A 23516-nucleotide genomic window follows, 5' to 3' on the forward strand; every position below is an offset into this window, starting at 1 on the left:
ATTGCTTGGGTGTTATATGGTCAAGCCTCACGGGCAATTAGTATCGGTTAGCTCAACGCCTCACAGCGCTTACACACCCGACCTATCAACGTCGTAGTCTTCGACGGCCCTTTAGGGGATTTAAGATCCCAGTGAGATCTCATCTTGAGGCAAGTTTCCCGCTTAGATGCTTTCAGCGGTTATCTCTTCCGAACATAGCTACCCGGCAATGCCACTGGCGTGACAACCGGAACACCAGAGGTTCGTCCACTCCGGTCCTCTCGTACTAGGAGCAGCCCCTCTCAAATCTCAAACGTCCACGGCAGATAGGGACCGAACTGTCTCACGACGTTCTAAACCCAGCTCGCGTACCACTTTAAATGGCGAACAGCCATACCCTTGGGACCGGCTTCAGCCCCAGGATGTGATGAGCCGACATCGAGGTGCCAAACACCGCCGTCGATATGAACTCTTGGGCGGTATCAGCCTGTTATCCCCGGAGTACCTTTTATCCGTTGAGCGATGGCCCTTCCATACAGAACCACCGGATCACTAAGACCTACTTTCGTACCTGCTCGACGTGTGGGTCTCGCAGTCAAGCGCGCTTTTGCCTTTATACTCTACGACCGATTTCCGACCGGTCTGAGCGCACCTTCGTACTCCTCCGTTACTCTTTGGGAGGAGACCGCCCCAGTCAAACTACCCACCATACACTGTCCTCGATCCGGATCACGGACCTGAGTTAGAACCTCAAGGTTGCCAGGGTGGTATTTCAAGGATGGCTCCATGAGAACTGGCGTCCCCACTTCAAAGCCTCCCACCTATCCTACACAAGCAAGCTCAAAGTCCAGTGCAAAGCTATAGTAAAGGTTCACGGGGTCTTTCCGTCTAGCCGCGGATACACTGCATCTTCACAGCGATTTCAATTTCACTGAGTCTCGGGTGGAGACAGCGCCGCCATCGTTACGCCATTCGTGCAGGTCGGAACTTACCCGACAAGGAATTTCGCTACCTTAGGACCGTTATAGTTACGGCCGCCGTTTACCGGGGCTTCGATCAAGAGCTTCGCTTGCGCTAACCCCATCAATTAACCTTCCGGCACCGGGCAGGCGTCACACCCTATACGTCCACTTTCGTGTTTGCAGAGTGCTGTGTTTTTAATAAACAGTCGCAGCGGCCTGGTATCTTCGACCGGCATGGGCTTACGGAGCAAGTCCTTCACCCTCGCCGGCGCACCTTCTCCCGAAGTTACGGTGCCATTTTGCCTAGTTCCTTCACCCGAGTTCTCTCAAGCGCCTTGGTATTCTCTACCCGACCACCTGTGTCGGTTTGGGGTACGGTTCCCAGTTATCTGAAGCTTAGGAGCTTTTCTTGGAAGCATGGCATCAACCACTTCGTCGCCTTAAGGCAACTCGTCATCAGCTCTCGGCCTTGAAATCCCGGATTTGCCTAAGATTTCAGCCTACCACCTTAAACTTGGACAACCAACGCCAAGCTGGCCTAGCCTTCTCCGTCCCTCCATCGCAATAACTGGAAGTACAGGAATATTAACCTGTTTTCCATCGACTACGCTTTTCAGCCTCGCCTTAGGGACCGACTAACCCTGCGTCGATTAACGTTGCGCAGGAAACCTTGGTCTTTCGGCGTGCGAGTTTTTCACTCGCATTGTCGTTACTCATGTCAGCATTCGCACTTCTGATACCTCCAGCAAGCTTCTCAACTCACCTTCACAGGCTTACAGAACGCTCCTCTACCGCATCACCTAAGTGATACCCGTAGCTTCGGTGCATGGTTTGAGCCCCGTTACATCTTCCGCGCAGGCCGACTCGACTAGTGAGCTATTACGCTTTCTTTAAAGGATGGCTGCTTCTAAGCCAACCTCCTAGCTGTCTAAGCCTTCCCACATCGTTTCCCACTTAACCATGACTTTGGGACCTTAGCTGACGGTCTGGGTTGTTTCCCTTTTCACGACGGACGTTAGCACCCGCCGTGTGTCTCCCATGCTCGGCACTTCCAGGTATTCGGAGTTTGCATCGGTTTGGTAAGTCGGGATGACCCCCTAGCCGAAACAGTGCTCTACCCCCTGGAGTGATACATGAGGCGCTACCTAAATAGCTTTCGAGGAGAACCAGCTATCTCCGAGCTTGATTAGCCTTTCACTCCGATCCACAGGTCATCCGCTAACTTTTCAACGGTAGTCGGTTCGGTCCTCCAGTCAGTGTTACCTAACCTTCAACCTGCCCATGGATAGATCGCCCGGTTTCGGGTCTATACCCAGCGACTAAACGCCCTATTAAGACTCGCTTTCGCTACGCCTCCCCTATTCGGTTAAGCTCGCCACTGAATATAAGTCGCTGACCCATTATACAAAAGGTACGCAGTCACCTAACAAAGTAGGCTCCCACTGCTTGTACGCATACGGTTTCAGGTTCTATTTCACTCCCCTCTCCGGGGTTCTTTTCGCCTTTCCCTCACGGTACTGGTTCACTATCGGTCAGTCAGTAGTATTTAGCCTTGGAGGATGGTCCCCCCATGTTCAGACAAAGTTTCTCGTGCTCCGTCCTACTCGATTTCATTGACAAGAGATTTTCGTGTACGGGGCTATCACCCACTATGGCCGCACTTTCCAGAGCGTTCCACTAATCTCAAACCAACTTAAGGGCTGGTCCCCGTTCGCTCGCCACTACTAAGGGAATCTCGGTTGATTTCTTTTCCTCAGGGTACTTAGATGTTTCAGTTCCCCTGGTTCGCCTCTTGCACCTATGTATTCAGTGCAAGATACCTAGGTTATCCTAGGTGGGTTCCCCCATTCAGAGATCTCTGGATCACAGTCTGTTTGCCGACTCCCCAAAGCTTATCGCAGGCTACCACGTCTTTCATCGCCTCTGACTGCCAAGGCATCCACCGTATGCGCTTCTTCACTTGACCATATAACCCCAAGCAATCTGGTTATACTGTGAAGACGACATTCGCCGAAAATTCGCATGTTGCTCAGTTACGAGCAGAACTCACAAATTTTACCTTAGCCTGATGGCCCACCAGTGAAAGTGGTCATCAGTCTATCTATCACATATCCGAATTTTTAAAGAACGATCTGACAAAAGTCAGAAATCAACATTCACACCGGAATGTTCATTTCTAAGTTCTGCAGGTAACGGCAAGTGGTGGAGCCAAGCGGGATCGAACCGCTGACCTCCTGCGTGCAAGGCAGGCGCTCTCCCAGCTGAGCTATGGCCCCGTAGTCATCTGCACCAAGCTAATGGTAGGTCTGGGCAGATTTGAACTGCCGACCTCACCCTTATCAGGGGTGCGCTCTAACCAACTGAGCTACAGACCTATAACAGGGTCGCGTTACAGCATCGTCTTCTTCAAGGAATCAAGCAATTCGTGTGGGAGCTCATCAGCAGGCTGATGTCTTCGATTAAGGAGGTGATCCAGCCGCAGGTTCCCCTACGGCTACCTTGTTACGACTTCACCCCAGTCATGAATCACACCGTGGTAACCGTCCTCCCGAAGGTTAGACTAGCTACTTCTGGTGCAACCCACTCCCATGGTGTGACGGGCGGTGTGTACAAGGCCCGGGAACGTATTCACCGCGACATTCTGATTCGCGATTACTAGCGATTCCGACTTCACGCAGTCGAGTTGCAGACTGCGATCCGGACTACGATCGGTTTTGTGAGATTAGCTCCACCTCGCGGCTTGGCAACCCTCTGTACCGACCATTGTAGCACGTGTGTAGCCCAGGCCGTAAGGGCCATGATGACTTGACGTCATCCCCACCTTCCTCCGGTTTGTCACCGGCAGTCTCCTTAGAGTGCCCACCATAACGTGCTGGTAACTAAGGACAAGGGTTGCGCTCGTTACGGGACTTAACCCAACATCTCACGACACGAGCTGACGACAGCCATGCAGCACCTGTGTCAGAGTTCCCGAAGGCACCAATCCATCTCTGGAAAGTTCTCTGCATGTCAAGGCCTGGTAAGGTTCTTCGCGTTGCTTCGAATTAAACCACATGCTCCACCGCTTGTGCGGGCCCCCGTCAATTCATTTGAGTTTTAACCTTGCGGCCGTACTCCCCAGGCGGTCAACTTAATGCGTTAGCTGCGCCACTAAAATCTCAAGGATTCCAACGGCTAGTTGACATCGTTTACGGCGTGGACTACCAGGGTATCTAATCCTGTTTGCTCCCCACGCTTTCGCACCTCAGTGTCAGTATCAGTCCAGGTGGTCGCCTTCGCCACTGGTGTTCCTTCCTATATCTACGCATTTCACCGCTACACAGGAAATTCCACCACCCTCTACCATACTCTAGCTCGCCAGTTTTGGATGCAGTTCCCAGGTTGAGCCCGGGGCTTTCACATCCAACTTAACGAACCACCTACGCGCGCTTTACGCCCAGTAATTCCGATTAACGCTTGCACCCTCTGTATTACCGCGGCTGCTGGCACAGAGTTAGCCGGTGCTTATTCTGTCGGTAACGTCAAAACAGCAAGGTATTAACTTACTGCCCTTCCTCCCAACTTAAAGTGCTTTACAATCCGAAGACCTTCTTCACACACGCGGCATGGCTGGATCAGGCTTTCGCCCATTGTCCAATATTCCCCACTGCTGCCTCCCGTAGGAGTCTGGACCGTGTCTCAGTTCCAGTGTGACTGATCATCCTCTCAGACCAGTTACGGATCGTCGCCTTGGTGAGCCTTTACCTCACCAACTAGCTAATCCGACCTAGGCTCATCTGATAGCGTGAGGTCCGAAGATCCCCCACTTTCTCCCGTAGGACGTATGCGGTATTAGCGCCCCTTTCGGAACGTTGTCCCCCACTACCAGGCAGATTCCTAGGCATTACTCACCCGTCCGCCGCTGAATCAAGGAGCAAGCTCCCGTCATCCGCTCGACTTGCATGTGTTAGGCCTGCCGCCAGCGTTCAATCTGAGCCATGATCAAACTCTTCAGTTCAATACTGCTTGGGTTTTTAAGAAACCCTAAACTTGGCTCAGCAATCTCAAATGACTATGTGATTTCTCGCATGGCCACTTGTGATGCTGATAATCTTGGCGACTATCAGTCCGTACTCACAAGCACCCACACGAATTGCTTGATTCGATTGTTAAAGAGCGATTTGGTTAAGCGCTTTGCTCAACCGAGGCCGCGCATTCTACGCTTTCCTCTAAGTCTGTCAAGCGTTTATTTTGAAGTTTTTTCCGAGAAACCCGTTCAACTTCAACCGCTTAACTCGCTGCGATCTCTCGTAGCGGGAGGCGAATCATACAGCGTTAAAACCTGCTGTCAACTGCCTTTTTCACCGCTGCCGATCAGGAGACCGAAGCCCTTCCGATACTATCTGAAGCGTTCAACTCGTTGATTCTCAAGGAGTTTTGCGTTTCGACTGCGTCGGAAGTGGGGCGCATTATAAGGGGATTCGAAACCCCGTCAACACTTATTTTCAAAAAACTTCAAAACAAAGCTCTCAGCGTCTCACGACATCGCGCTCGATCATCCTGCCCCGCTCACGAACCGGTCGCGGCTGCCACCAGTTCTGTCCCTCGTGCGGCGAGTCCAGGCTGACCCGCTCGCCCATCTGGGGCGTGGACAAACGCACCTGCGCTTGCGAAGCCAGCTCGACAATGCGCTCGAAAGGCTCCTGCCACCCATGGATAGACAAATCAAAGGTGCCATTATGGACCGGCAGCAGCCAGCGCCCGCGCAAGTCCAAATGGGCCTGCAAGCTCTGCTCCGGCTGCATGTGTACATTCGGCCAGGCCACGTTGTAGGCACCGGTTTCGATCAAGGTCAGGTCGAACGGCCCATAGCGCTCGCCAATCTGACGGAAGCCGTCGAAGTATCCTGTATCCCCACTGAAGAACAACCGCAGCTCTTCATCCATTACCACCCAGGACGTCCACAGCCTGCGATTGCTGTCCAACAATCCCCGCCCTGAGAAGTGCTGCGCGGGCGTTGCCACCAGGCGAACACCCTCGACCTCGGTTTCCTGCCACCAATCCAGTTGGCGCACCTTGCCTGCTGGGACTCCCCAGCTGATCAACAGTTCACCCACGCCAAGCGGAGCCAGAAACAACCCGGCACGTGGCGCTAGCTGGCGAATCGTCTGTTCATCAAGGTGATCGAAGTGGTCATGGGAAAGAATCACCGCAGCCAACGGCGGCAGCTCTCCCAGGCTCAGTGGCGGAGCATGGAAACGCAATGGTCCTGCCCATTGCACGGGCGAGGCGCGCTCGGCGAACACCGGGTCGGTAATAAAGAAGCGTCCACGCAGCTTGAGCAGTACCGTCGAATGCCCCAGACGCCAAAGGCTATGGTCCGGCGCATCGAGCACCTGCTGAAGGGTCATGGGCTGCAGGCTGATGGGCGTCGACGGGCGTGTTCCGGCGGGCTTGCGCAGGAACAGGTACTTCAAACCAATGCGCAGTTTTTTCAGGGCGCTATCCTGAGACAGGGTGGCCTGATTATGGAAGCGCCCATCCCGATACGGCGCCGGCTCCCCAGCGGTAGAGTCCAAAGGCAGCATGAGCAGTAACACTCCGATCAAGAGCAAGGCGTTCATGTTACCTCACAGGGATTGGCTCAACCGTGAATTGGCTTGCAAGGCCATTTTTCATCGATGAAATATTGTTGAAGAATTCATGCAACTTGTGCGATAGACGGCGCTTCACAACAGAACAACAGCCATGAACAACCATAGCGGCAAAGGGCTCTCATTCGTCAGGCGTATCTACCTTCCGCGAATCATCGGCCTGGGCATTGGCATGTTCAGTGTCATGGCCGCCCTCGCCCCTTTGCAGCCTGCGCCCTGGCTCTGGGCGTTGCTGCTGCTCAACGGGCTGGTTTGGCCGCACCTGGCTTATTTATGGGCCCGGCACAGCGCCACCCCCTACGCGACCGAACAACGCAATCTGCTACTGGACTCGCTGATGGGCGGATTCTGGACGGCGGCCTTTCACTTCAACCCGCTGCCCAGCGTGACCATCTTGTCGATGATGACGATGAACAACGTTGCCGCTGGCGGCAAACGCCTGCTCTGGCATGGGGTGCTGGCGCAATTGGCGGGAATGCTGCTGGCCGTGCTGATGCTCGGCCCTGGCCTGCAACTGCAGGCCACACCGCTTCAGGTCTATGCCTGCCTACCGATGCTGACGCTCTACCCTCTGGCCCTGGGCTGGGTGTGTTACCGGTTGGCGATCAAGCTGGCCGAACACAAGCGTCGTCTGAGCGACCTGAGCCGCACTGACAGCCTGACCAGCCTGCTCAACCACGGCTCCTGGAAGGACCTGCTGCAGCTCAGGTTCCAGGCTTGCCGCCAGCATCAGACCAGCGCTGTGGTTGCCCTGATCGATATCGATCACTTCAAGGCCATCAACGACACCTTTGGACACGTAGTCGGTGACTGCGTCCTGCGCCAACTGAGCCAGGAGCTCAAACGAACCCTGCGCGAGCACGACCTGGCGGGCCGCTATGGGGGCGATGAGTTCTGCGTGATCCTGCCAGACACCGACCAGGCCCAGGCCTGCCACGCCATGGAACGCTTGCGCGAATGCGTCGGCGGGTACCGCAATCCTCAACAGCCTACATTGCGCATCACCCTAAGCATTGGCCTGGCGCCGTTCACGGCCGACCTCAAATCCCCCGAGCAGTGGCTGGAGGAAGCAGACAAAGCCCTCTACGCCGCCAAGCGTCAAGGTCGTGATCAAGTGAATTTCGCCCAGGACGGGGCTGCCGGGTTCAAGCTGGCCTATCCTGACTGAACCTACCCCAGGCCGCCGCGCACCAGGGATGCAGTTCATCAAGGAGCTCTCGCGCATGGACAGGCATGTCGACTCTTCACCCAACAGCCCTGCTCCGCGTTTGCAGGTTCGTCGTCTGATCAGTGGTTTTTCCCTGCTATATGTTCTCGCGGCGCTGGTTACCCTCGGCGCGCTGTTCAACATTGCCAGGATCCTCGATCACCAGGAACAAGAGCGCAGCACCCGCCAGGCTACCCAGGCCTTGGAACAACGGTTGCTGGCCTCACGTCAGTTCCTGTCCAGCTATGCGGTGTGGGATGCCGCCTACCAGCACCTGGCGGGCCAGGTCGACTGGCAATGGGCCTATGAGGAGAAGAACGTCGGCGATTCGCTGTACACCGCCAGCGGTTACGAAGGCGTCTTCGTGGTGGAAGACCAGCGCACCACCTATGCCCTGCTCAAAGGAAAGCCGACCGATTTACCGGCCAGCGCCCTCATCATTGGGCCCTTGGCAGCGATCATCACCGAGGCCCGCGCGGTGGCCCCTGCTCGGGAGCAGGTGACCCACTTCGTGTTGCTCAACGGCTCACCGGCCGTGCTCAGCGCCGCCGCCATACGCCCGGACAAAGACGTCGAGCCAAGCGAGGTGGCCGATGCGCCGGTGATGCTGTTCATCGATGAGCTGACCGCACCAAAGCTGGCCCAGCTCGGCAAAGGCGCCGGCCTGACTGACCTGCGCCTGGAGAAGAATGCGACCCAAGCCCGGGGTCAACCTCGCATCGCCCTGGGCGACACTGGCTACAGCCTGGCCTGGAACAGCCCTCAACCCGGCAGACAATTGCTCTGGGCGGTACTCCCGCCTTTGCTGGGGGCCCTGCTGGTACTGGGCCTGGTGATGCTCTACCTGTTTCGCCAAGTGCTGCAGGGATCGCGAGCGGTCGAACTCAGCCTGCAGCGCCTGCAGCAGAGCAACCAGGCCCTGGAGGCCAGCGAGCAGCGTTTTCGCGCCGTAGCCGAGGCGGCGTCCGACTGGATTTGGGAAACCGACCGTCAGCAGCGCCTGACCTACCTTTCCCAACGCTTCGTCCGGGTCACCGGCTATCGCGTCGAAGACTGGCTTGGCCAGCCGTTGAACCAACTGCTGGCCTGCGACACCACCCCTCTGAGCGCATGGCTGGACAGCCAGGCGCAGGTCGACCCACAGCAATTGGCCAACCTACGTTGTGCCTATCGGGACCACAATGGCCAGAACCGCTATTGCCGGGTCTCGGCCCGGCCGATCCTGTTCGATGGCAAACACAGTGGTTTTCGTGGCACCGCCAGCGACATCACCGACGAAGTGGACGCCCATGCGCGCATCCAGCATCTGTCGATGCACGATGCCCTCACCGGCCTTGCCAATCGCAACAAACTCGCCCGCCATCTGGAACAGGCCCTGTTGCGTGGCAGCGATGCGCCGCCACTGACCCTTCTGCTGCTGGACCTGGACAACTTCAAGCCGATCAACGACGCCCTTGGCCACGCCGCTGGCGACGCCGTGTTGCAGGAAGTCGCCACGCGCCTGCGCGAGGCCACCCGCGAAGGTGATCTGGTGGCCCGCCTGGGTGGGGATGAGTTCGTGCTGGTACTCAGTGGCCTGGAAAACCACAGTGAAATCGATCGCTTCTGTGCCCGCCTGATCGACCTGCTGCAGCAACCCATCGCCTTCGAAGACCAGCCACTGCACATCGGCGCCAGCCTCGGCATTGCCCAAAGTCGCGTCCAGGGCTTCGATGCCGGGGAGCTGATCCGCTGCGCCGACATCGCCCTGTACCAGGCCAAAGCCGAGGGCAAGCACACCTGGCGCTACTTCAACCCACAGATGAATCAGCAGATCCAGTATCGTCGGCAATTGGAGAGCGACCTTCGCCGCGCCCTGAAGCACGAAGAGTTCGAGCTTCACTACCAACCACGGTATCGCCTGAAGGACCTTCAGATCGTCTCGGTCGAAGCCCTCCTGCGCTGGCAACATCCGCAGGAGGGGCTGCTTGGCCCGGATACCTTCATCCCCCTGGCCGAACAAAGCGACCTCATTGTCGCCCTCGGCCGCTGGGTGCTGCACGAGGCCTGCCAAAGCGCCCGAGACTGGCCGCAGGATCTGCTGATTTCGGTCAACCTTTCTCCGGCCCAGTTTTCACGCAGCAACGTGGTGGCGGATGTGCGCGAGATCCTTTTACAGACGGGTTTCCCGGCCCAACGCCTGGAGCTGGAAATCACCGAAAACGTCATGCTCAACGACATCGAGGGCGCCCTGGGCACCATGCTCGACCTCAAGGAACTCGGCGTGCGCCTGAACATGGACGATTTCGGCACGGGGTACTCCTCCCTGGGCTACCTGCGGACCTATCCCTTCGACAGTATCAAGATCGACAAGCGTTTCATCGCGGGCCTGGGCAACCCGAGCGGCAGCGGCAGCGACCGCGCCGTGGTGCAGGCGATCATCAACCTGGGCAGGGCAATGGGCCTGGATGTGACGGCCGAAGGGGTCGAGACTGAGCAACAGCTCAAGCTGCTGGCCAAGGACCATTGTGACGAAGTCCAAGGTTACTACCTGAGTCGGCCGCTGGATCGCCAGCATTTCGAGGCCTTGCTCAAAGCGCGCGGCGATCAGCGCGGCGCGCTCTGAGCCTTGCGCTCACCGCAACCGACGCTCAGCGACGATTTCCGGAAGATCCCTACGACGCAGGTAAATGCGCAGCGGCTCGCCGATGTTCAGCCGATCATCCACATGCTGGGCCAGCAGCAGCGCCAGACGTTCACGGCACAGGGCCATGCGTGTGCCCTGCTGGGGGCGCCAGACGAATTCGCTGCAGGGGGTGATGCTGTCGTCGGCCACATCCATGCCAAAGGCGTCTTCGCTAAAGCGCACGATATGGGTGCCGCGCTTGCCATGAAATCCGACGAAGCCGGTGAGCTGGTCGGCGGCATTGCAGATATCCAACGATGTGATGGTCATACGTACCTCGCAATTGATCTCGAAAGGACGCACGCCGGGCGGGGCGGTCGCCTCTTCTCGGGCAACGCGCAGAGCCAGCCTAGCGCATGTGGCAGACCGTTCGCCAAGTTTTTCCATGCCTCACCGGCCGGCCCGCTAGACTGACATTCCCACCACCACGGGCATTGGACCGTCATGGCCATCGACCTCAGTGCCGACATCGCCATCATTGGCCGCATCAACGCCGTACCGGCCATTCTGCAGGTGATCTGCGAGACCACAGGCCTGCGCTTTGCCGCCGTGGCGCGGGTCACCGAGAACAATTGGGTCGCCTGCGCTGTGCTGGACAACCTGGGCATGGGCCTGCGACCCGGTGATGAACTGGACGTGACCACGACCCTTTGCCAAGAAACCCGCAGCAGTCAGCAGACCATCGTGATCGACCAGGCCAGCCGGGACGAGCAGTACAGCCAGCATCACGCCCCGCGGATCTACCGTTTCGAAAGCTACATCTCGGTGCCGGTGCTACGCATCGATGGCAGCTTCTTCGGCACCATCATCGCCCTCGACTCACAACCGGCACCGCTCAAAGGTAGCGCGATCCAGCCGATGATGGAGTCCTTTGCGCGCCTGCTGGCGATTCAGATAGAAAGCGAGCAAAGCGCCCAACGCACTGAACGTGCCCTCCAAGAAGAGCGAGCCATGGCCGAGGTCCGTGAGCAGTTCATCGCGGTGCTCGGTCATGATCTACGCAACCCGCTGTTCGCCATCACCGCGGGCGCCGAGTTGCTCGTCCAACGCCTGCCAGACGAGCGCAACCGCGCCATCGCCCGACACATCCTCACCTCCGGCAGACGCGCCTCACAGTTGGTGCGTGACGTACTCGACTTCGCCCGTGGCCGCCTCGGTACCGGCATCAGCCTCAACCTACAGCCCTGCCATGATTTGCGCGACGCCCTCAGCCACGTCGCCTCGGAGTTGCAGCATGTGCACCCGCGGCGCCAGATCGTACTGAACATCGGCGACCTGGGGGGCCTGTACTGCGATCGGGAACGGGTAACGCAACTGCTTTCCAACCTGATTGCCAATGCCCTGACCCACGGTGCACCTGACGGCCCCGTGACCATCACCGCCATGGTGCGCGACGGCACCTTCGTGCTCAGCGTGCACAACCTGGGCGAACCGATCCCTGCCCATACCATGGGGCAGTTGTTCCAACCATTTTCTCGGCCACTATCCAGCAGGCCGCAACAAGGGCTGGGCCTGGGGCTTTATATCGCCAACCAGATTGCCCTGGCCCATGGGGGACGCATGGACGTGGTGTCCAACCTCCAGACAGGCACGCTCTTCAGTTTCCGTCTGCCGGTCGATCGACCTGGGACGTCAGCAGCTCCAGCCAGTTCATGAACGCCTGGACCCAACGTGGTACGTGGCGCTGACGTGCATACAGCAATGACACCGGCATCGACCTGGACGTGCCGTTCACCTAAACCCGCGAAGCCTCGTTCGACCAGTTGCTGAATATCCAGCTCAAAGGGCCGTTCTTCCTGATCCGGCGCCTGCTGCCGCTGCTGGGCGACGGAGGGCGCATCGTCAACATCTCGATCGGGCTGACCCGCTTCGCCCTGCCCGGCCATGCCGCCTGCACAGCCATGAAAGGTATGAACCGGGCACTTAGCGCTGTGCCTTCGCCTCATGAACCTGCACGCTGGCCGTCATGCCCGCGCTCAGGTTCATGCCTTCCGGGATCTGATCCAGACGAATGCGCACCGGGATCCGCTGGGCCAGCCTCACCCAGTTGAAGGTCGGCTCGACCTCCGGCAGGAGTTGGCTGTCGGGGTTGCTGTTGCTGTCGGTGATGCCGCGGCTGATGCTCTGCACGTGTCCGTCCATCGACTCACCCGCGCCCATCAGCCAGACCTTGACCGGGTCGCCCACGCGAATGCGCGGCAACTTGGTTTCCTCGAAATAGGCCTGGATATAAAAGGTCGAGTCGTCCACCAAGGCCATCACCGATTGCCCGGTATTGACGTAGTTGCCCTGGGCCAGGCGCAGGTTGGTGATATGCCCGCTACGCGGCGCGCGCACTTCACTGCGGTCCAGGTTGATCTTGGCGACCTGCAACTGCGCCTGGGCTTCATGCAGTTCGCCACGGGCGATCGCCGCGTTGATCTGGGCGTTCTCGCGCAGCTCGGCGCTGATGGCCTCCGGGCCGAGCGCCGTGCGACGTGCCGCCTCGCGCTCACGCAGGCGCAACTGCTGGCCACGGGTCTCGGCCACGGCGCTGGCCTGATCGTAGGCGGCCTGAAAGCGCTCACGATCGATGCTCATGAGCACATCGCCCGCCTTGACCTGCTGGTTGTCATGGACCTTCAGCTCACGCACCCAGCCGGAGACGTCCGGAGCGATGACCACCACATCGGCGCGTACCCGCGCATCCCGCGTCCAGGGGGTGAGCATGTAGTACTGCCAAAGGTGATAGCCGGCAAACACCGCCAGCGCCACCACACACAAGGTGACCAGGGTACGTGCGGCTGTACGCATGGACTTCACTCCTTACAAAGGTCCCAACAGGTGCACCACCAGGGACAGGATACAAACGAACAATGCGGCATCGAACAAGGCCTCGTGCCAGATCCAACGCCCCAAGGGTGTGGCCTGTACCAGCAGGCGCAGCAAACCGGTCAGGGCCAGGGCCATCAGCACATAGACCAGAAACGGGCTGAGCAGCACGCCGCCCAGCGCCCACTCACGCAAGCCCATGGATTTCCTCCTGCCGGCGGCACCACTTGCCCCAGCTCCTCTGCAATTGCAGTACCGCGCCGATGGCCAGGCGCAGCGGGTCGCTGGGCGGCTGGCGGCGCAGGGCCTCGATGAACTGTTCACTGGCCGCGTCCAAGCGCTGACCACGGCCCGGTGCCGGGCCGCTGGCGAGCACCGCCTCCAGCTGTTGCAGGTAATGACGCTCGGCAGCCCCCAGCGGTGCCTGGGCCACAGCCAGGCACATGCGCAAATGCACCAGCTCATCGCCGATATCCAAGCCGTGCAAGCCATCGTCCCACCGCTTGCGCTCAGCTTCCGGCAGCTCGCTGGCGTGCCGCGCCAGTTGCATCAGGCGGTCGGCCATGCGCCCGCCGAACCAGCTGTCGGCCCCCCGAAGATCACGACGCGTCAGGCGTACCAGATCCCCCTGGGTTGCCTTGCGCAGGCGTCGACCGAGCCAGGCCGGATGGCGCAGCACCAACAGTCGAAATGCCAGGACTGCCGCGCCCACGCCGAGCAACATGGCCTGGGCACTGTTGAGCATGGCCGCCACGTCGAAATGCATGATGTTCAGTGGCGCCACCAGCACGATGAAATGCAGACAATACGAGGTCGCAGTGGCCCCCGTGCGTGGGTGGGCCATGCCCAGGGCACCGAAGAACAGCGGCACACCCATTCCCAGGCAAAGCATCGCAAAGCTGCTCCACTGAGGCAGAAGGATCTGCCCCACCAGAAACGCCACCGGGATCGCCAGGAGAATCCCACGCAAGAAACTCAAGCCGATCTGCGCGCCGTTCTCACGGCTGGCGAACAAACTGCAGACCACACAGGTGAGCACCAACCCGCCCGGCGCCGCCGGCCATGCGGTGGCCAGCCAGAAACTGCTCATGGCCAGGAACGCCAGGGCACTGCGCGATCCAAACAGCAGTGCCAACGGCAAGTCCCGGTGAGCGGCCAGGCTCTGCGACACCTCCTTCGGTGCCCTGCCCTGCTCAACGTCCTGCAAGGCCTGGGTCGCGGCCATGGCGAAATCCAGCAACAGGGTCAGGCGCGCCAGGCAATAATGCTCGGCAGAACTGATCTGTTCATCATGGGCTGCATCCCAGAGGCGTTGGCGCAACAGCAACAGATTCGGCAACTCGGGGGCGGCCAGTTGCACGCGAACCTCCTGCAGCCACGGCGCCAGCCGACCGGCCTCGGCCTCGTCGAGCTGGCGCCACTGACGCCTCACCGAGCGGGCGAGACGCAATAGCATCATCAGTTTCTGGCTCAACCCACGGATGGCCCGGGCGCGCTGACGGCCGCGGTGTCCTTCGAACCAGGCGTGTTCGCGCTGGGCATCGATGGCGACGATTCGACCAAGGATTTCCAGCAGTCCTTTACGCGCTTCGTCCTCGCCTCCAAGCATGGCGCTGCAAGCCTTCAGGCCGTTCTGCCAGGCCTGGCGTGCCTGACCTGCGAGTTGCTGTTCGACCCGCAGCGGCCATAGCAAGGCGCTGGTGGCGGTGGCGCAGACGATCCCCAGGCAGATCTCGGTACAGCGCGCCACGGCTTGGTCGAACACTTGCAGCGGATGGCTGATCGCCGGCAAGGCGATGATCGCAACGGTATAGCCGGCCAGCACGAACGCGTAGGCCCAGGCGCTACGCAACTGAGTGGACGCCGCCGTGCACAGCGCCAGCCACAACGCCAGGGTAAGCAGAAACAACCAAGGCGCCTGGGCGAACAGGCCCATGAACACCACCGACATGAACGTGCCCACCAAGGTCCCAGCCAGCCGGGCCAGGCCCTTTTGCACGACCATGCCAGACAGCGGCTGGGCGACGATGAAAGCCGTCATCAACGCCCAGGACGGCTGCTCCAGGCCCCACCGCATGGCCAGCCACAGCGCCAGCCCCCCACCGAGCAAGGTCTTGATGGCGAACTTGACAGCGAGGGGGGTGGGAGCAAAAAGGGCCGTGAGGGTGATGGGCACGGAATCGGGCCTTGCGCAGCGGTAATGGATGAACGATAGACAACGGCGCAAGGATAAAGCGGAATCGTTTAATTAGCTAGCTAAGCATCATTCTGGATCCACCTCCGCTCCGTCTGCATCAGCAGTTACGCGGATAGCAAAAAACACAGGCAAAAAAATGGGCGACCGAAGTCGCCCTAAATGCCTTGCGTGCTCGAGAATCGGAAAGGATCAGCGCGACTTGCGCTTGCTTGAGTCCTTCCAGATGAAAATGCCCAGACCGGCGAAGAACACCAACATCAATCCGACCGTTACCACACCGGCGATAACCACGTTGTCGAAGAACATGTCGGCCTCCCATTCGTTTGCCGTTGTCCGATGGGTGCAAGGTAACGAATGCGGGAACGGAAAAAATTGACGGGCGTCAATGGTGCCCGGGGGCGGGCACGCGAGGCGGGTGCAGATTTGACGTGGGTCAAATTTCAGCGTTTTTTCGGCTTGCCCTTGGGCTTTTTCTTAGGCTTGCCCAACGGCATGGCCTGTTCGAAGGCCTGGCGCACTTCGTTCAGGCGCTTTTCCTTGAGGTCATGGATGCGCTTGCTGCGCTCGGCATCGAAATCGATCAGGTTGTCTTGGCTCATGGCGGGCTCGACTGACAGCAGAGGCTTGCATGATGAAGCCTGACGCCGGTACTGACCAGCTCAGACTTCGATATCCACCAGCAGCCCTTGGCGCGGGCGCTCGCCCAGGGGCGATACCGGCACGGTGTTGTCAGCGTTGAGCTCATCCTCCGGCACGGCGCTGAACGGCTCGTCCTGGCCTTTTTGCCGACGCTGCTGCTGGCGGCGCTGCTCTTCACGCAGCAACAGGGCCTGCTCCTGGGGGTCGCGTTGGTGGCGCAGGTCGATGGTGCCCTCACTGGAGCTGGGCTGCGCGGGAACCACCGGCGGAATGTTCGGGGTCGGTTTGACCGGATCCTGTTGCGAGGTCACCGGCGCGGCACTGAGCGGAATGATGGGCGGCAGCATGGAAATCGTCTCCTGTTACCTCTATATCGGCCAGCGCTCAGCCGCCTTGAGCGACCGCACGCAACGCTCCCTTCATGCACAGGGTGCCCGGAGTATAGAGCACCACTCACTCGACCTCGACGTCGTCCTCGGTCGGCTCGTCGTTCGGGGGGCTGGCTTCGCTCCAAGGCCGCTTGTAGACCTGCTGCCACACCGCATCCATGTGATCACGCAACACTTGCGGCGCATTCTTGAGCGAGGCGCTGTCCTCGCGCTCGCCGCCGACCGGTTCCTCACCGGCCGGCGTGATCAGTGACTGGCCGGTAATGCTGTAGACCGCCTGCCCCTCACGCATCTCGATGGCGATGTCGTGGGGGTCGATACCGCCACCACAGAAGGCATGGCTGGCCACGGTCAGCTCGGCGACACCGTCCTTGTTCAGGTCACTGACATCACTGACATCGGTGTAGAAGTCCACGTCCAGGTCCAGCCCTGGGCAACTGGTCTCCTGTTCGATCTGCCAGCGTGACGTGAACGCATCCCCGTCCGCGCTGCGCCCATAGAGGGTGGCCTTGAGCACCACCTTGTCGACTTCCTGTTCGGTTTCGGCGTCGGTGGCTTGGCCATCGGTGCGGCTAAGCACCAATAGACCTTCGCCGTCGCGATCACGGAAATGCACGCTCTTGATGGGGGTCTGCACGCCCAGCACTTCCAGCTGTTCGGCCGGAATCGGCGGCAAGGTCTCGAAGTTTTTCTGGTTACAGGCAGCCAGCAGCAAGCTGCCCATGGCCAGGGAGGCATTCAACCAGCGGTGCTTGGCAAGCATGGTGGCGTGGAGCCCTCGTTACGCAACGGTATTCGTCGATGAAGCAGCTAGACTCTTTGGTCTACTCGGCCTATCCGTTAACATAGTCGGCTTTTTCATCGCGGGAGTTCAGGCAGTATGGCGCAGCAGTATCAACCGGGGCAACGCTGGATCAGTGACAGCGAAGCCGAGCTCGGCCTGGGGACCATCCTGGCGCAGGATGGCCGCCTGCTGACCGTGCTCTACCCGGCCACTGGCGACACCCGTCAGTATTCCCTGCGCAATGCGCCGCTGACCCGCGTGCGCTTCTCGCCTGGCGACCAGATCACTCACTTCGAGGGCTGGAAGCTGACCGTGCGCGAGGTCGAGGATGCCGATGGCCTGCTGGTCTACCACGGCCTTGATGGCCAGAACCAGGCACGCGTCCTACCGGAGACCCAGCTGTCTAACTTCATCCAGTTCCGTCTGGCCAGCGACCGCCTGTTCGCCGGGCAGATCGACCCGCTGTCGTGGTTCTCCCTGCGCTACAACACCCTGCAGCACACCAGCAAGCAGATGCTCTCGACCCTCTGGGGTTTGGGCGGCTGCCGCGCCCAGCCGATCGCGCACCAGATGCACATCGCCCGCGAAGTGGCCGACCGTATTGCACCAAGGGTCCTGCTGGCCGACGAAGTAGGCCTGGGCAAGACCATCGAGGCAGGCCTGGTGATCCATCGCCAACTGCTGTGCGGGCGCGCCAGCCGCGTGCTGATCCTGGTACCGGAAAACCTGCAGCACCAATGGCTGGTGGAGATGCGTCGGCGCTTCAACCTGCAAGTGGCGCTATTCGATGCCGAGCGCTTCATCGAAAGCGACGCCAGCAACCCGTTCGAAGATGCCCAGCTCGCCCTGGTAGCCCTGGAATGGCTGGTCGAGGACGAAAAGGCCCAGGACGCGCTGTTCGCTGCCGGCTGGGACCTGATGGTCGTCGACGAAGCCCACCACCTGGTGTGGCACGAAGAACAGGCAAGCCCCGAGTACGCCCTGGTCGAGCAACTGGCCCAGGTCATCCCGGGCGTACTGCTGCTCACCGCCACTCCCGAGCAATTGGGCCAGGACAGCCACTTCGCCCGCCTGCGCCTGCTCGACCCCAACCGTTTCCATGACCTGGCCGCCTTCCGCGCCGAGAGCGAGCACTATCGCCCGGTGGCCGAAGCCGTTCAGGAACTGCTCGACGAAGGCCGTCTGTCGCCCAAGGCCCACGCCACCATCGAGGGTTTCCTCGGTGCCGAGGGCGAAGCCCTGCTGGCCGCCGTCACCGATGGCGACAGCCAGGCCAGCGCACGCCTGATCCGCGAGCTGCTCGACCGCCACGGCACCGGCCGCGTGCTCTTCCGTAACACCCGCGCAGCGATCCAAGGCTTCCCAGAGCGCCAACTGCACCCCTACCCGCTGGCCAACCCGGAGCAGTACCACGCACTGCCGAGCGGCGAACGTGCCGAGCTTTACCCGGAAGTGGCCTTCCAAGCCCAGGGTGAGACCAGCGACGACGAGCGCTGGTGGCGCTTCGATCCTCGGGTCGACTGGCTGATCGACACCCTGAAGATGCTCAAGCGCACCAAGGTGCTGGTGATCTGCGCCCACGCCGAGACCGCCATGGACCTGGAAGACGCCCTGCGCGTGCGCTCAGGCATTCCGGCCACGGTGTTCCATGAGGGAATGAGCATCCTGGAGCGTGACCGCGCGGCAGCCTACTTCGCTGACGAAGAGTTCGGCGCCCAAGTGCTGATCTGCTCGGAAATCGGCAGCGAAGGCCGCAACTTCCAGTTCGCCCACCACCTGGTGATGTTCGATCTGCCGGCGCATCCCGACCTGCTCGAACAGCGTATCGGCCGCCTGGACCGCATCGGCCAGAAGCACACCATCCAACTGCACATCCCCTACCTGCAGGACAGCCCGCAGGAGCGCTTGTTCCAGTGGTACCACCAGGGCCTGAACGCCTTCCTGGCCACCTGCCCAACCGGCAATGCCCTGCAGCACCAGTTCGGCCCACGTCTGCTATCGCTGCTCGAAGGCGGGGACAGCAAGGCCTGGGAGGCGCTGGTCGATGAAGCCCGTGCAGAGCGTGAACGCCTGGAAGCCGAACTGCACAGCGGTCGCGACCGCCTGCTGGAGCTCAATTCCGGCGGTGCAGGTGAAGGTCAGGCGCTGGTGGAGGCAATCCTCGAACAGGACGACCAGTTCGCCCTGCCCATCTATATGGAGACCCTGTTCGACGCCTTCGGCATCGACAGCGAAGATCATTCGGAAAACGCCCTGATCCTCAAGCCGAGCGAGAAGATGCTCGACGCCAGCTTCCCGCTGGGTGACGACGAAGGCGTGACCATCACCTACGATCGCAACCAGGCGCTGTCACGCGAGGACATGCAGTTCCTGACCTGGGAACACCCCATGGTCCAGGGTGGCATGGACCTGGTGCTGTCCGGCTCCATGGGCAACACCGCGGTGGCGCTGATCAAGAACAAGGCGCTCAAGCCCGGCACCGTGCTGCTCGAGCTGCTCTATGTCAGCGAAGTGGTCGCTCCTCGCAGCCTGCAACTGGGTCGCTATCTGCCCTCGGCAGCCCTGCGCTGCCTGCTCGATGCCAACGGCAACGACCTGAGCCCACGCGTGGCCTTCGAAACCCTCAATGACCAGTTGGAAAGCGTGCCCAAGGCCAGCGCCAACAAGTTCGTCCAGGCCCAGCGCGATGTACTGGCCAAGCGCATCGCCGGTGGCGAAGCCAAGGTCATGCCAAGCCATGTCGAGCGCGTGGCCGAAGCACAACGCCGCCTGGCTGCCGAAGCCGACGAGGATCTGGCCCGTCTGACTGCACTCAAAGCAGTCAACCCGAGCGTGCGCGACAGCGAAATCGACGCCCTGCGCAAGCAGCGCGAAGAAGGCCTGGCCATGCTGGAAAAGGCCGCTCTTCGCCTGGAAGCGATCCGCGTACTGGTCGCAGGCTGAATCAGCGGCCCCTTGGTCGCTCCGGGGCCGCATCGCGGCCCATCGCAGGCTGTGCCAGCTTCTACATCGTCTGATGACGTGTCGAGGCTGGCCCTGCCAAGCTTAGATCCCCCCGCTATTAAGCCAATATCCAAATGGTTGAAATCAAAGTGCCATTAATCAGGAAGGCTTAACCACTCATTTCTATACTGCAGCAGAACGGTCTCCTCCGGCTTTTTTGGGGACGAGTGCAAACTCGACGAAGAGGCACGCAATGGAGTGGTTGGGACTGCAATTATTCGCCAAGCTGCCGACTACCGGTCAAATCTTCCTGGACTGCCGCCACGATCCTCTGCTGGTTCTGCTCGCCTATGGGGTAGCCTGCATCGCCTGTTTCGCGACGCTGGAGATGGCCGAACGCCAGAGCCAGAGCGAAGACCCGATGGCCCGGCGGCAATGGCGTGTGCTGGGCGCCTGCTGCCTGGCCGCCGGTATATGGGCGCTGCACTTCATCAGCACGCTGGCCCTGCAGACACCGGTAGCTGTGCGTTATGACGTGACCATGACCGGCTTGTCGCTGCTGATCGCCCTGCTCACCGCCTGGTTCGCGATGAACAGCCTCGATCGCGCCGAAATGCGCCTGGGCCATTATGTGCAGAGCGCATTGCTGACCGGGCTGGGCATCGTGCTCATGCATTTCGCGGGCATGGCTGGGCTACAGATCAACGCAGACCAGTTCTATCAGCCCGGCCTGACGCTCCTGGCCCTCGCCATCACCCTCGGCGCCAGCCTGTTGATGCTGTCGATGGGACGCTATTTCAGCCAGGGCAGTGGCACCCTGCACCTGGCCAGCAAGTATGCCGCCAGCGTGTTAGTAGCCGGCGGCCTGATCGGCACGCACTTCATCAACATGGCCGCCATGACGCTGGTGGTGCCCGCCGACAGTGCCCTGCACCTGCCGTCGGCCGACAACAGCCTGCAGCTGGGTCTGACCGTCGCCTTCATCACCCTCCTGATCAGCGGCAGCAGCATCAGCGCCGCTCTGTCGGACAGGAAACTGCAAAGCAAGGAGCACGACCTGCGTAGGGTCAACGTTCTGCTCAGCCAGCTAGATCAGGCGCGCGCCTCCCTGCAGCAGGCCGCCCATTACGATGCCCTGACCAACCTGGTCAACCGTCGTGGCTTCAATCAAGTCTTCGCCGAACGCCTTTGCGAACACGCCAACAACGAAAACCGACTGGCGGTGATGTTCCTGGATATCGATCACTTCAAGCGGATCAACGACAGCCTTGGCCATGCTGCAGGCGATGAGCTGCTCAAGGTCATTGCCGGCCACATCAAGGCCGCCACCCGCAACCAGGATCTGGTGGCACGTTTTGGCGGCGACGAGTTCTGCATCGTCACCAGCCTCAACAGCCGCGACGAAGCGCGTCACCTGGCCCAGCGCATCATGCAGCGAATGAAAGACCCCATCGACCTGGGTGGTCGGCGCATGGTCATGACCACCAGCATCGGCATCAGTATTTTTCCCGATGACGGACGCACCGCCGAAGAACTGCTCAAGAACGCCGACCTGGCGCTGTACCAGTCCAAGGGCTGCGGGCGCAAGAGCCTGAACTTCTTCAACAGCACCCTCAAAACGCGCGCGACCCTGGAGTTGCAACTGGAAGAAGAACTGCGCGTGGCCCTGCTCGAAGAACGGGGGCTGTGCGTTCACTACCAGCCGATCTTCGACCTGCACAATGGTCAGGTCGCAAAGCTCGAAGCCCTGGTGCGCTGGCAGCATCCCCAACATGGCCTGCTCAGCCCGGACCGTTTCATCGGTATCGCCGAAACCAATGGCCTGATCGCCGACCTAGACCTGTGGGTGCTGCGCCGAGCCTGTCATGACCTGGCCCAGCTCAACCGTCACGGTTATCGCAATCTCAAGGTTACGGTCAATTGCTCAGCGGTGACCCTTGGTCGCGAAGAGTTGCCCAATGAAGTGGAAATGGCGCTGTTCCAGGCTGGGGTGTCTGCTCGCCAACTGGAGCTGGAGGTCACCGAGAACGCTTTGATGGGCGATATCCAGCGCGTCGTCAGCCTGCTCAAGCGCATCCGCGCCCAAGGCGTGGCCCTGTCGATCGACGATTTCGGCACGGGATATTCATCGCTGGCCTACCTGCGGCGCCTGCCGCTGGACGTGCTCAAGGTCGATCGTTCGTTCATCCAGGACGTGCCGGGGAGCCAGAAAGATCGCGAGATTGTCCAGGCGATCATCATCATGGCCCACACCCTGCACCTGCAGGTGGTCACCGAGGGCGTCGAGACCATCGAGCAACACGCCTTCCTCGCCGCCCACGGTTGTGATTTCCTTCAGGGCTACCTGCTCAGCCGCCCGGTACCGCTGGCCGAGCTGCGGCCGATCCTCGACCGGCTCGACGCTCAGGAGCCAGCGCTCAGTCCTTGCTGCGATACAGCGCTACCAGTGTCGCGGGATCTTTTTGCAGATACCCCTGGCTACCGTGCAAACGCATCAGTTGCGCAGCCAGGCCACTGATCGGCGTCGCTGAACCCTGCTCGCGGGAGAACTTCACCGCCGTGTCCAGGTCCTTGAGCAACGTGCGCACATGCCACTTGATCGGCTCGAAACGGCTCTCAGCCATCTGAGGCGCCAGGATCTGCAGCGGCTTGGAGTCGGCAAAGCCCCCTGCCAGCGCCTCGGCGATCAGTCGCGCGTCAACGCCCGATTGCTCGGCCAGCGCGACAACCTCGGCGATGACCAGCGCGTTGCAGGCCACGATCATCTGGTTGCAGGCCTTGGTTACCTGGCCAGCGCCCACACCGCCCATGTGCGTGACCCTCTGGCCCAGGTTCAACAGCACCGGGCGCACGCGCTCCAGATCCTGCGCCTCGCCACCCACCATGATCGCCAGCGTGCCAGCCTCGGCCCCGGGGGTACCGCCGGAGACCGGCGCATCCAGCCAGGTCATGCCACACAGCGCTGCCAGCTCAGCCGCCATCTCGCGGGTGGCGGTCGGCTCCAGGCTGGAGAAGTCCACCAACAGCTGGCCGTCGCGCCCGCCCTGGGCGATGCCTTGCTCACCGAACACCACCTCACGCACTACGGCCGTGTCGGCCAGGCACAGCAGCACGATGTCCGTGTCACGGCACAACTCGGCGGGGCTGGCTGCCTGGCGCGCCCCGGCTGCTACCAGCTCGGCGCACTTTTGCCGGTTGCGGTTCCAGACCGTCAGCGGGTAACCCGCCGCCAACAGGCGCCGGCACATCGGCAGCCCCATCAAACCGATTCCGGCGAACCCCAGCGAAGGCAATGCAGTACTCATGA

15 protein-coding genes, 2 tRNA genes, 2 rRNA genes and 2 pseudogenes are annotated in these 23516 nt (G+C 60.6%); 6 read left to right on the top strand and 15 right to left on the bottom strand.

Annotation, left to right across the window (positions count from 1 at the left end; translation table 11 throughout):
* Positions 1–16 precede the first annotated feature (16 nt).
* From IEC33019_RS11935 to IEC33019_RS11955, 5 genes are all read right to left on the bottom strand, one after another.
* Positions 17–2907 (bottom strand): 23S ribosomal RNA (locus IEC33019_RS11935).
* A 234-nt stretch (positions 2908–3141) separates the two neighbouring features.
* Positions 3142–3217, bottom strand: a tRNA-Ala gene (locus IEC33019_RS11940).
* Positions 3218–3239: 22 nt separating this feature from the next.
* A tRNA-Ile gene (locus tag IEC33019_RS11945) sits at positions 3240–3316 on the bottom strand.
* 85 nt (positions 3317–3401) lie between these two features.
* Positions 3402–4938 (bottom strand): 16S ribosomal RNA (locus tag IEC33019_RS11950).
* Together the 16S and 23S rRNA genes with 2 tRNA genes alongside form the textbook arrangement of a ribosomal RNA operon.
* A 511-nt stretch (positions 4939–5449) precedes the next feature.
* Complete coding sequence (locus tag IEC33019_RS11955; protein ID WP_070094340.1) at positions 5450–6544, bottom strand: MBL fold metallo-hydrolase; 1095 nt, start codon at positions 6542–6544, stop codon at positions 5450–5452.
* 124 nt (positions 6545–6668) lie between these two features.
* Between IEC33019_RS11955 and IEC33019_RS11960 the strand changes: the two genes are divergently transcribed.
* Both IEC33019_RS11960 and IEC33019_RS11965 read left to right on the top strand, forming a co-directional pair.
* Positions 6669–7742, top strand: coding sequence for a diguanylate cyclase (locus IEC33019_RS11960; protein WP_070094341.1), 1074 nt, complete (start codon positions 6669–6671; stop codon positions 7740–7742).
* A 55-nt stretch (positions 7743–7797) separates the two neighbouring features.
* A complete protein-coding gene (locus IEC33019_RS11965; protein ID WP_070094368.1) occupies positions 7798–10386 on the top strand; it encodes a bifunctional diguanylate cyclase/phosphodiesterase in 2589 nt (862 codons plus the stop codon).
* Positions 10387–10395: 9 nt separating this feature from the next.
* On the opposite strand, the gene IEC33019_RS11970 is transcribed toward IEC33019_RS11965, so the two are convergent.
* Complete coding sequence (locus tag IEC33019_RS11970; RefSeq protein WP_070094342.1) at positions 10396–10716, bottom strand: DUF2025 family protein; 321 nt, start codon at positions 10714–10716, stop codon at positions 10396–10398.
* 174 nt (positions 10717–10890) lie between these two features.
* Here IEC33019_RS11970 and IEC33019_RS11975 point away from each other — a divergent pair, with 174 nt between their 5' ends.
* Positions 10891–12102 carry a GAF domain-containing sensor histidine kinase gene (locus tag IEC33019_RS11975; protein WP_070094343.1) on the top strand — a complete coding sequence of 404 codons (1212 nt, stop codon included), beginning with the start codon at positions 10891–10893 and terminating at the stop codon, positions 12100–12102.
* On the opposite strand, the pseudogene IEC33019_RS27815 reads toward IEC33019_RS11975, so the two are convergent.
* Positions 12065–12163, bottom strand: a pseudogene (locus IEC33019_RS27815) (LysR family transcriptional regulator); the annotation flags it as partial. The gene IEC33019_RS11975 and the pseudogene IEC33019_RS27815 overlap by 38 nt on opposite strands.
* On the opposite strand from IEC33019_RS27815, the pseudogene IEC33019_RS27990 reads away from it, so the two are divergent.
* Positions 12147–12404 (top strand): annotated as a pseudogene (locus IEC33019_RS27990) (SDR family oxidoreductase); the annotation flags it as partial. The pseudogenes IEC33019_RS27815 and IEC33019_RS27990 sit on opposite strands and share 17 nt — an antisense overlap.
* Here IEC33019_RS27990 and IEC33019_RS11990 read toward each other — a convergent pair.
* The 7 genes from IEC33019_RS11990 to IEC33019_RS12015 all read right to left on the bottom strand — a co-directional run bounded on the left by IEC33019_RS11990 (position 12370) and on the right by IEC33019_RS12015 (position 17245).
* The gene (locus IEC33019_RS11990; RefSeq protein ID WP_070094344.1) at positions 12370–13239 is read right to left on the bottom strand and encodes an efflux RND transporter periplasmic adaptor subunit; all 870 of its coding nucleotides are present in this window, start codon (positions 13237–13239) and stop codon (positions 12370–12372) included. The pseudogene IEC33019_RS27990 and the gene IEC33019_RS11990 overlap by 35 nt on opposite strands.
* Before the next feature lie 12 nt (positions 13240–13251).
* Positions 13252–13458: a DUF1656 domain-containing protein gene (locus IEC33019_RS11995; protein ID WP_070094345.1), complete on the bottom strand. Its 207-nt coding sequence runs from the start codon at positions 13456–13458 to the stop codon at positions 13252–13254.
* Positions 13445–15433 carry an FUSC family protein gene (locus IEC33019_RS12000; protein ID WP_070094346.1) on the bottom strand — a complete coding sequence of 663 codons (1989 nt, stop codon included), beginning with the start codon at positions 15431–15433 and terminating at the stop codon, positions 13445–13447. The genes IEC33019_RS11995 and IEC33019_RS12000 overlap by 14 nt, the downstream gene beginning before the upstream one ends.
* 210 nt (positions 15434–15643) lie before the next feature.
* Entirely contained in the window at positions 15644–15760 is a 117-nt protein-coding gene (gene ccoM, locus IEC33019_RS27995; protein WP_043215106.1) for a cytochrome c oxidase subunit CcoM, read from the bottom strand.
* A 134-nt stretch (positions 15761–15894) separates the two neighbouring features.
* Complete coding sequence (locus IEC33019_RS27550; RefSeq protein WP_099593575.1) at positions 15895–16053, bottom strand: hypothetical protein; 159 nt, start codon at positions 16051–16053, stop codon at positions 15895–15897.
* Positions 16054–16113: 60 nt separating this feature from the next.
* A complete protein-coding gene (locus IEC33019_RS12010) occupies positions 16114–16440 on the bottom strand; it encodes an aspartate-semialdehyde dehydrogenase (protein ID WP_070094347.1) in 327 nt (108 codons plus the stop codon).
* Positions 16441–16546: 106 nt separating this feature from the next.
* Positions 16547–17245: a M949_RS01915 family surface polysaccharide biosynthesis protein gene (locus IEC33019_RS12015; RefSeq protein WP_070094348.1), complete on the bottom strand. Its 699-nt coding sequence runs from the start codon at positions 17243–17245 to the stop codon at positions 16547–16549.
* A gap of 117 nt (positions 17246–17362) precedes the next feature.
* Here IEC33019_RS12015 and rapA point away from each other — a divergent pair, with 117 nt between their 5' ends.
* Complete coding sequence (rapA, locus tag IEC33019_RS12020; protein ID WP_099593577.1) at positions 17363–20209, top strand: RNA polymerase-associated protein RapA; 2847 nt, start codon at positions 17363–17365, stop codon at positions 20207–20209.
* A gap of 253 nt (positions 20210–20462) precedes the next feature.
* Positions 20463–22727 (top strand): putative bifunctional diguanylate cyclase/phosphodiesterase, encoded by a 2265-nt coding sequence (locus tag IEC33019_RS12025; protein WP_099593579.1) that lies wholly within the window; start codon positions 20463–20465, stop codon positions 22725–22727.
* Here the strand turns inward: IEC33019_RS12025 and IEC33019_RS12030 are convergent.
* The gene (locus tag IEC33019_RS12030) at positions 22627–23514 is read right to left on the bottom strand and encodes an NAD(P)-dependent oxidoreductase (protein ID WP_070094351.1); all 888 of its coding nucleotides are present in this window, start codon (positions 23512–23514) and stop codon (positions 22627–22629) included. The genes IEC33019_RS12025 and IEC33019_RS12030 overlap by 101 nt on opposite strands.
* Positions 23515–23516 lie beyond the last annotated feature (2 nt).

It is taken from the genome of Pseudomonas putida, from assembly GCF_002741075.1.
GTDB classification, from domain to species: Bacteria; Pseudomonadota; Gammaproteobacteria; order Pseudomonadales; family Pseudomonadaceae; genus Aquipseudomonas; species Aquipseudomonas putida_T.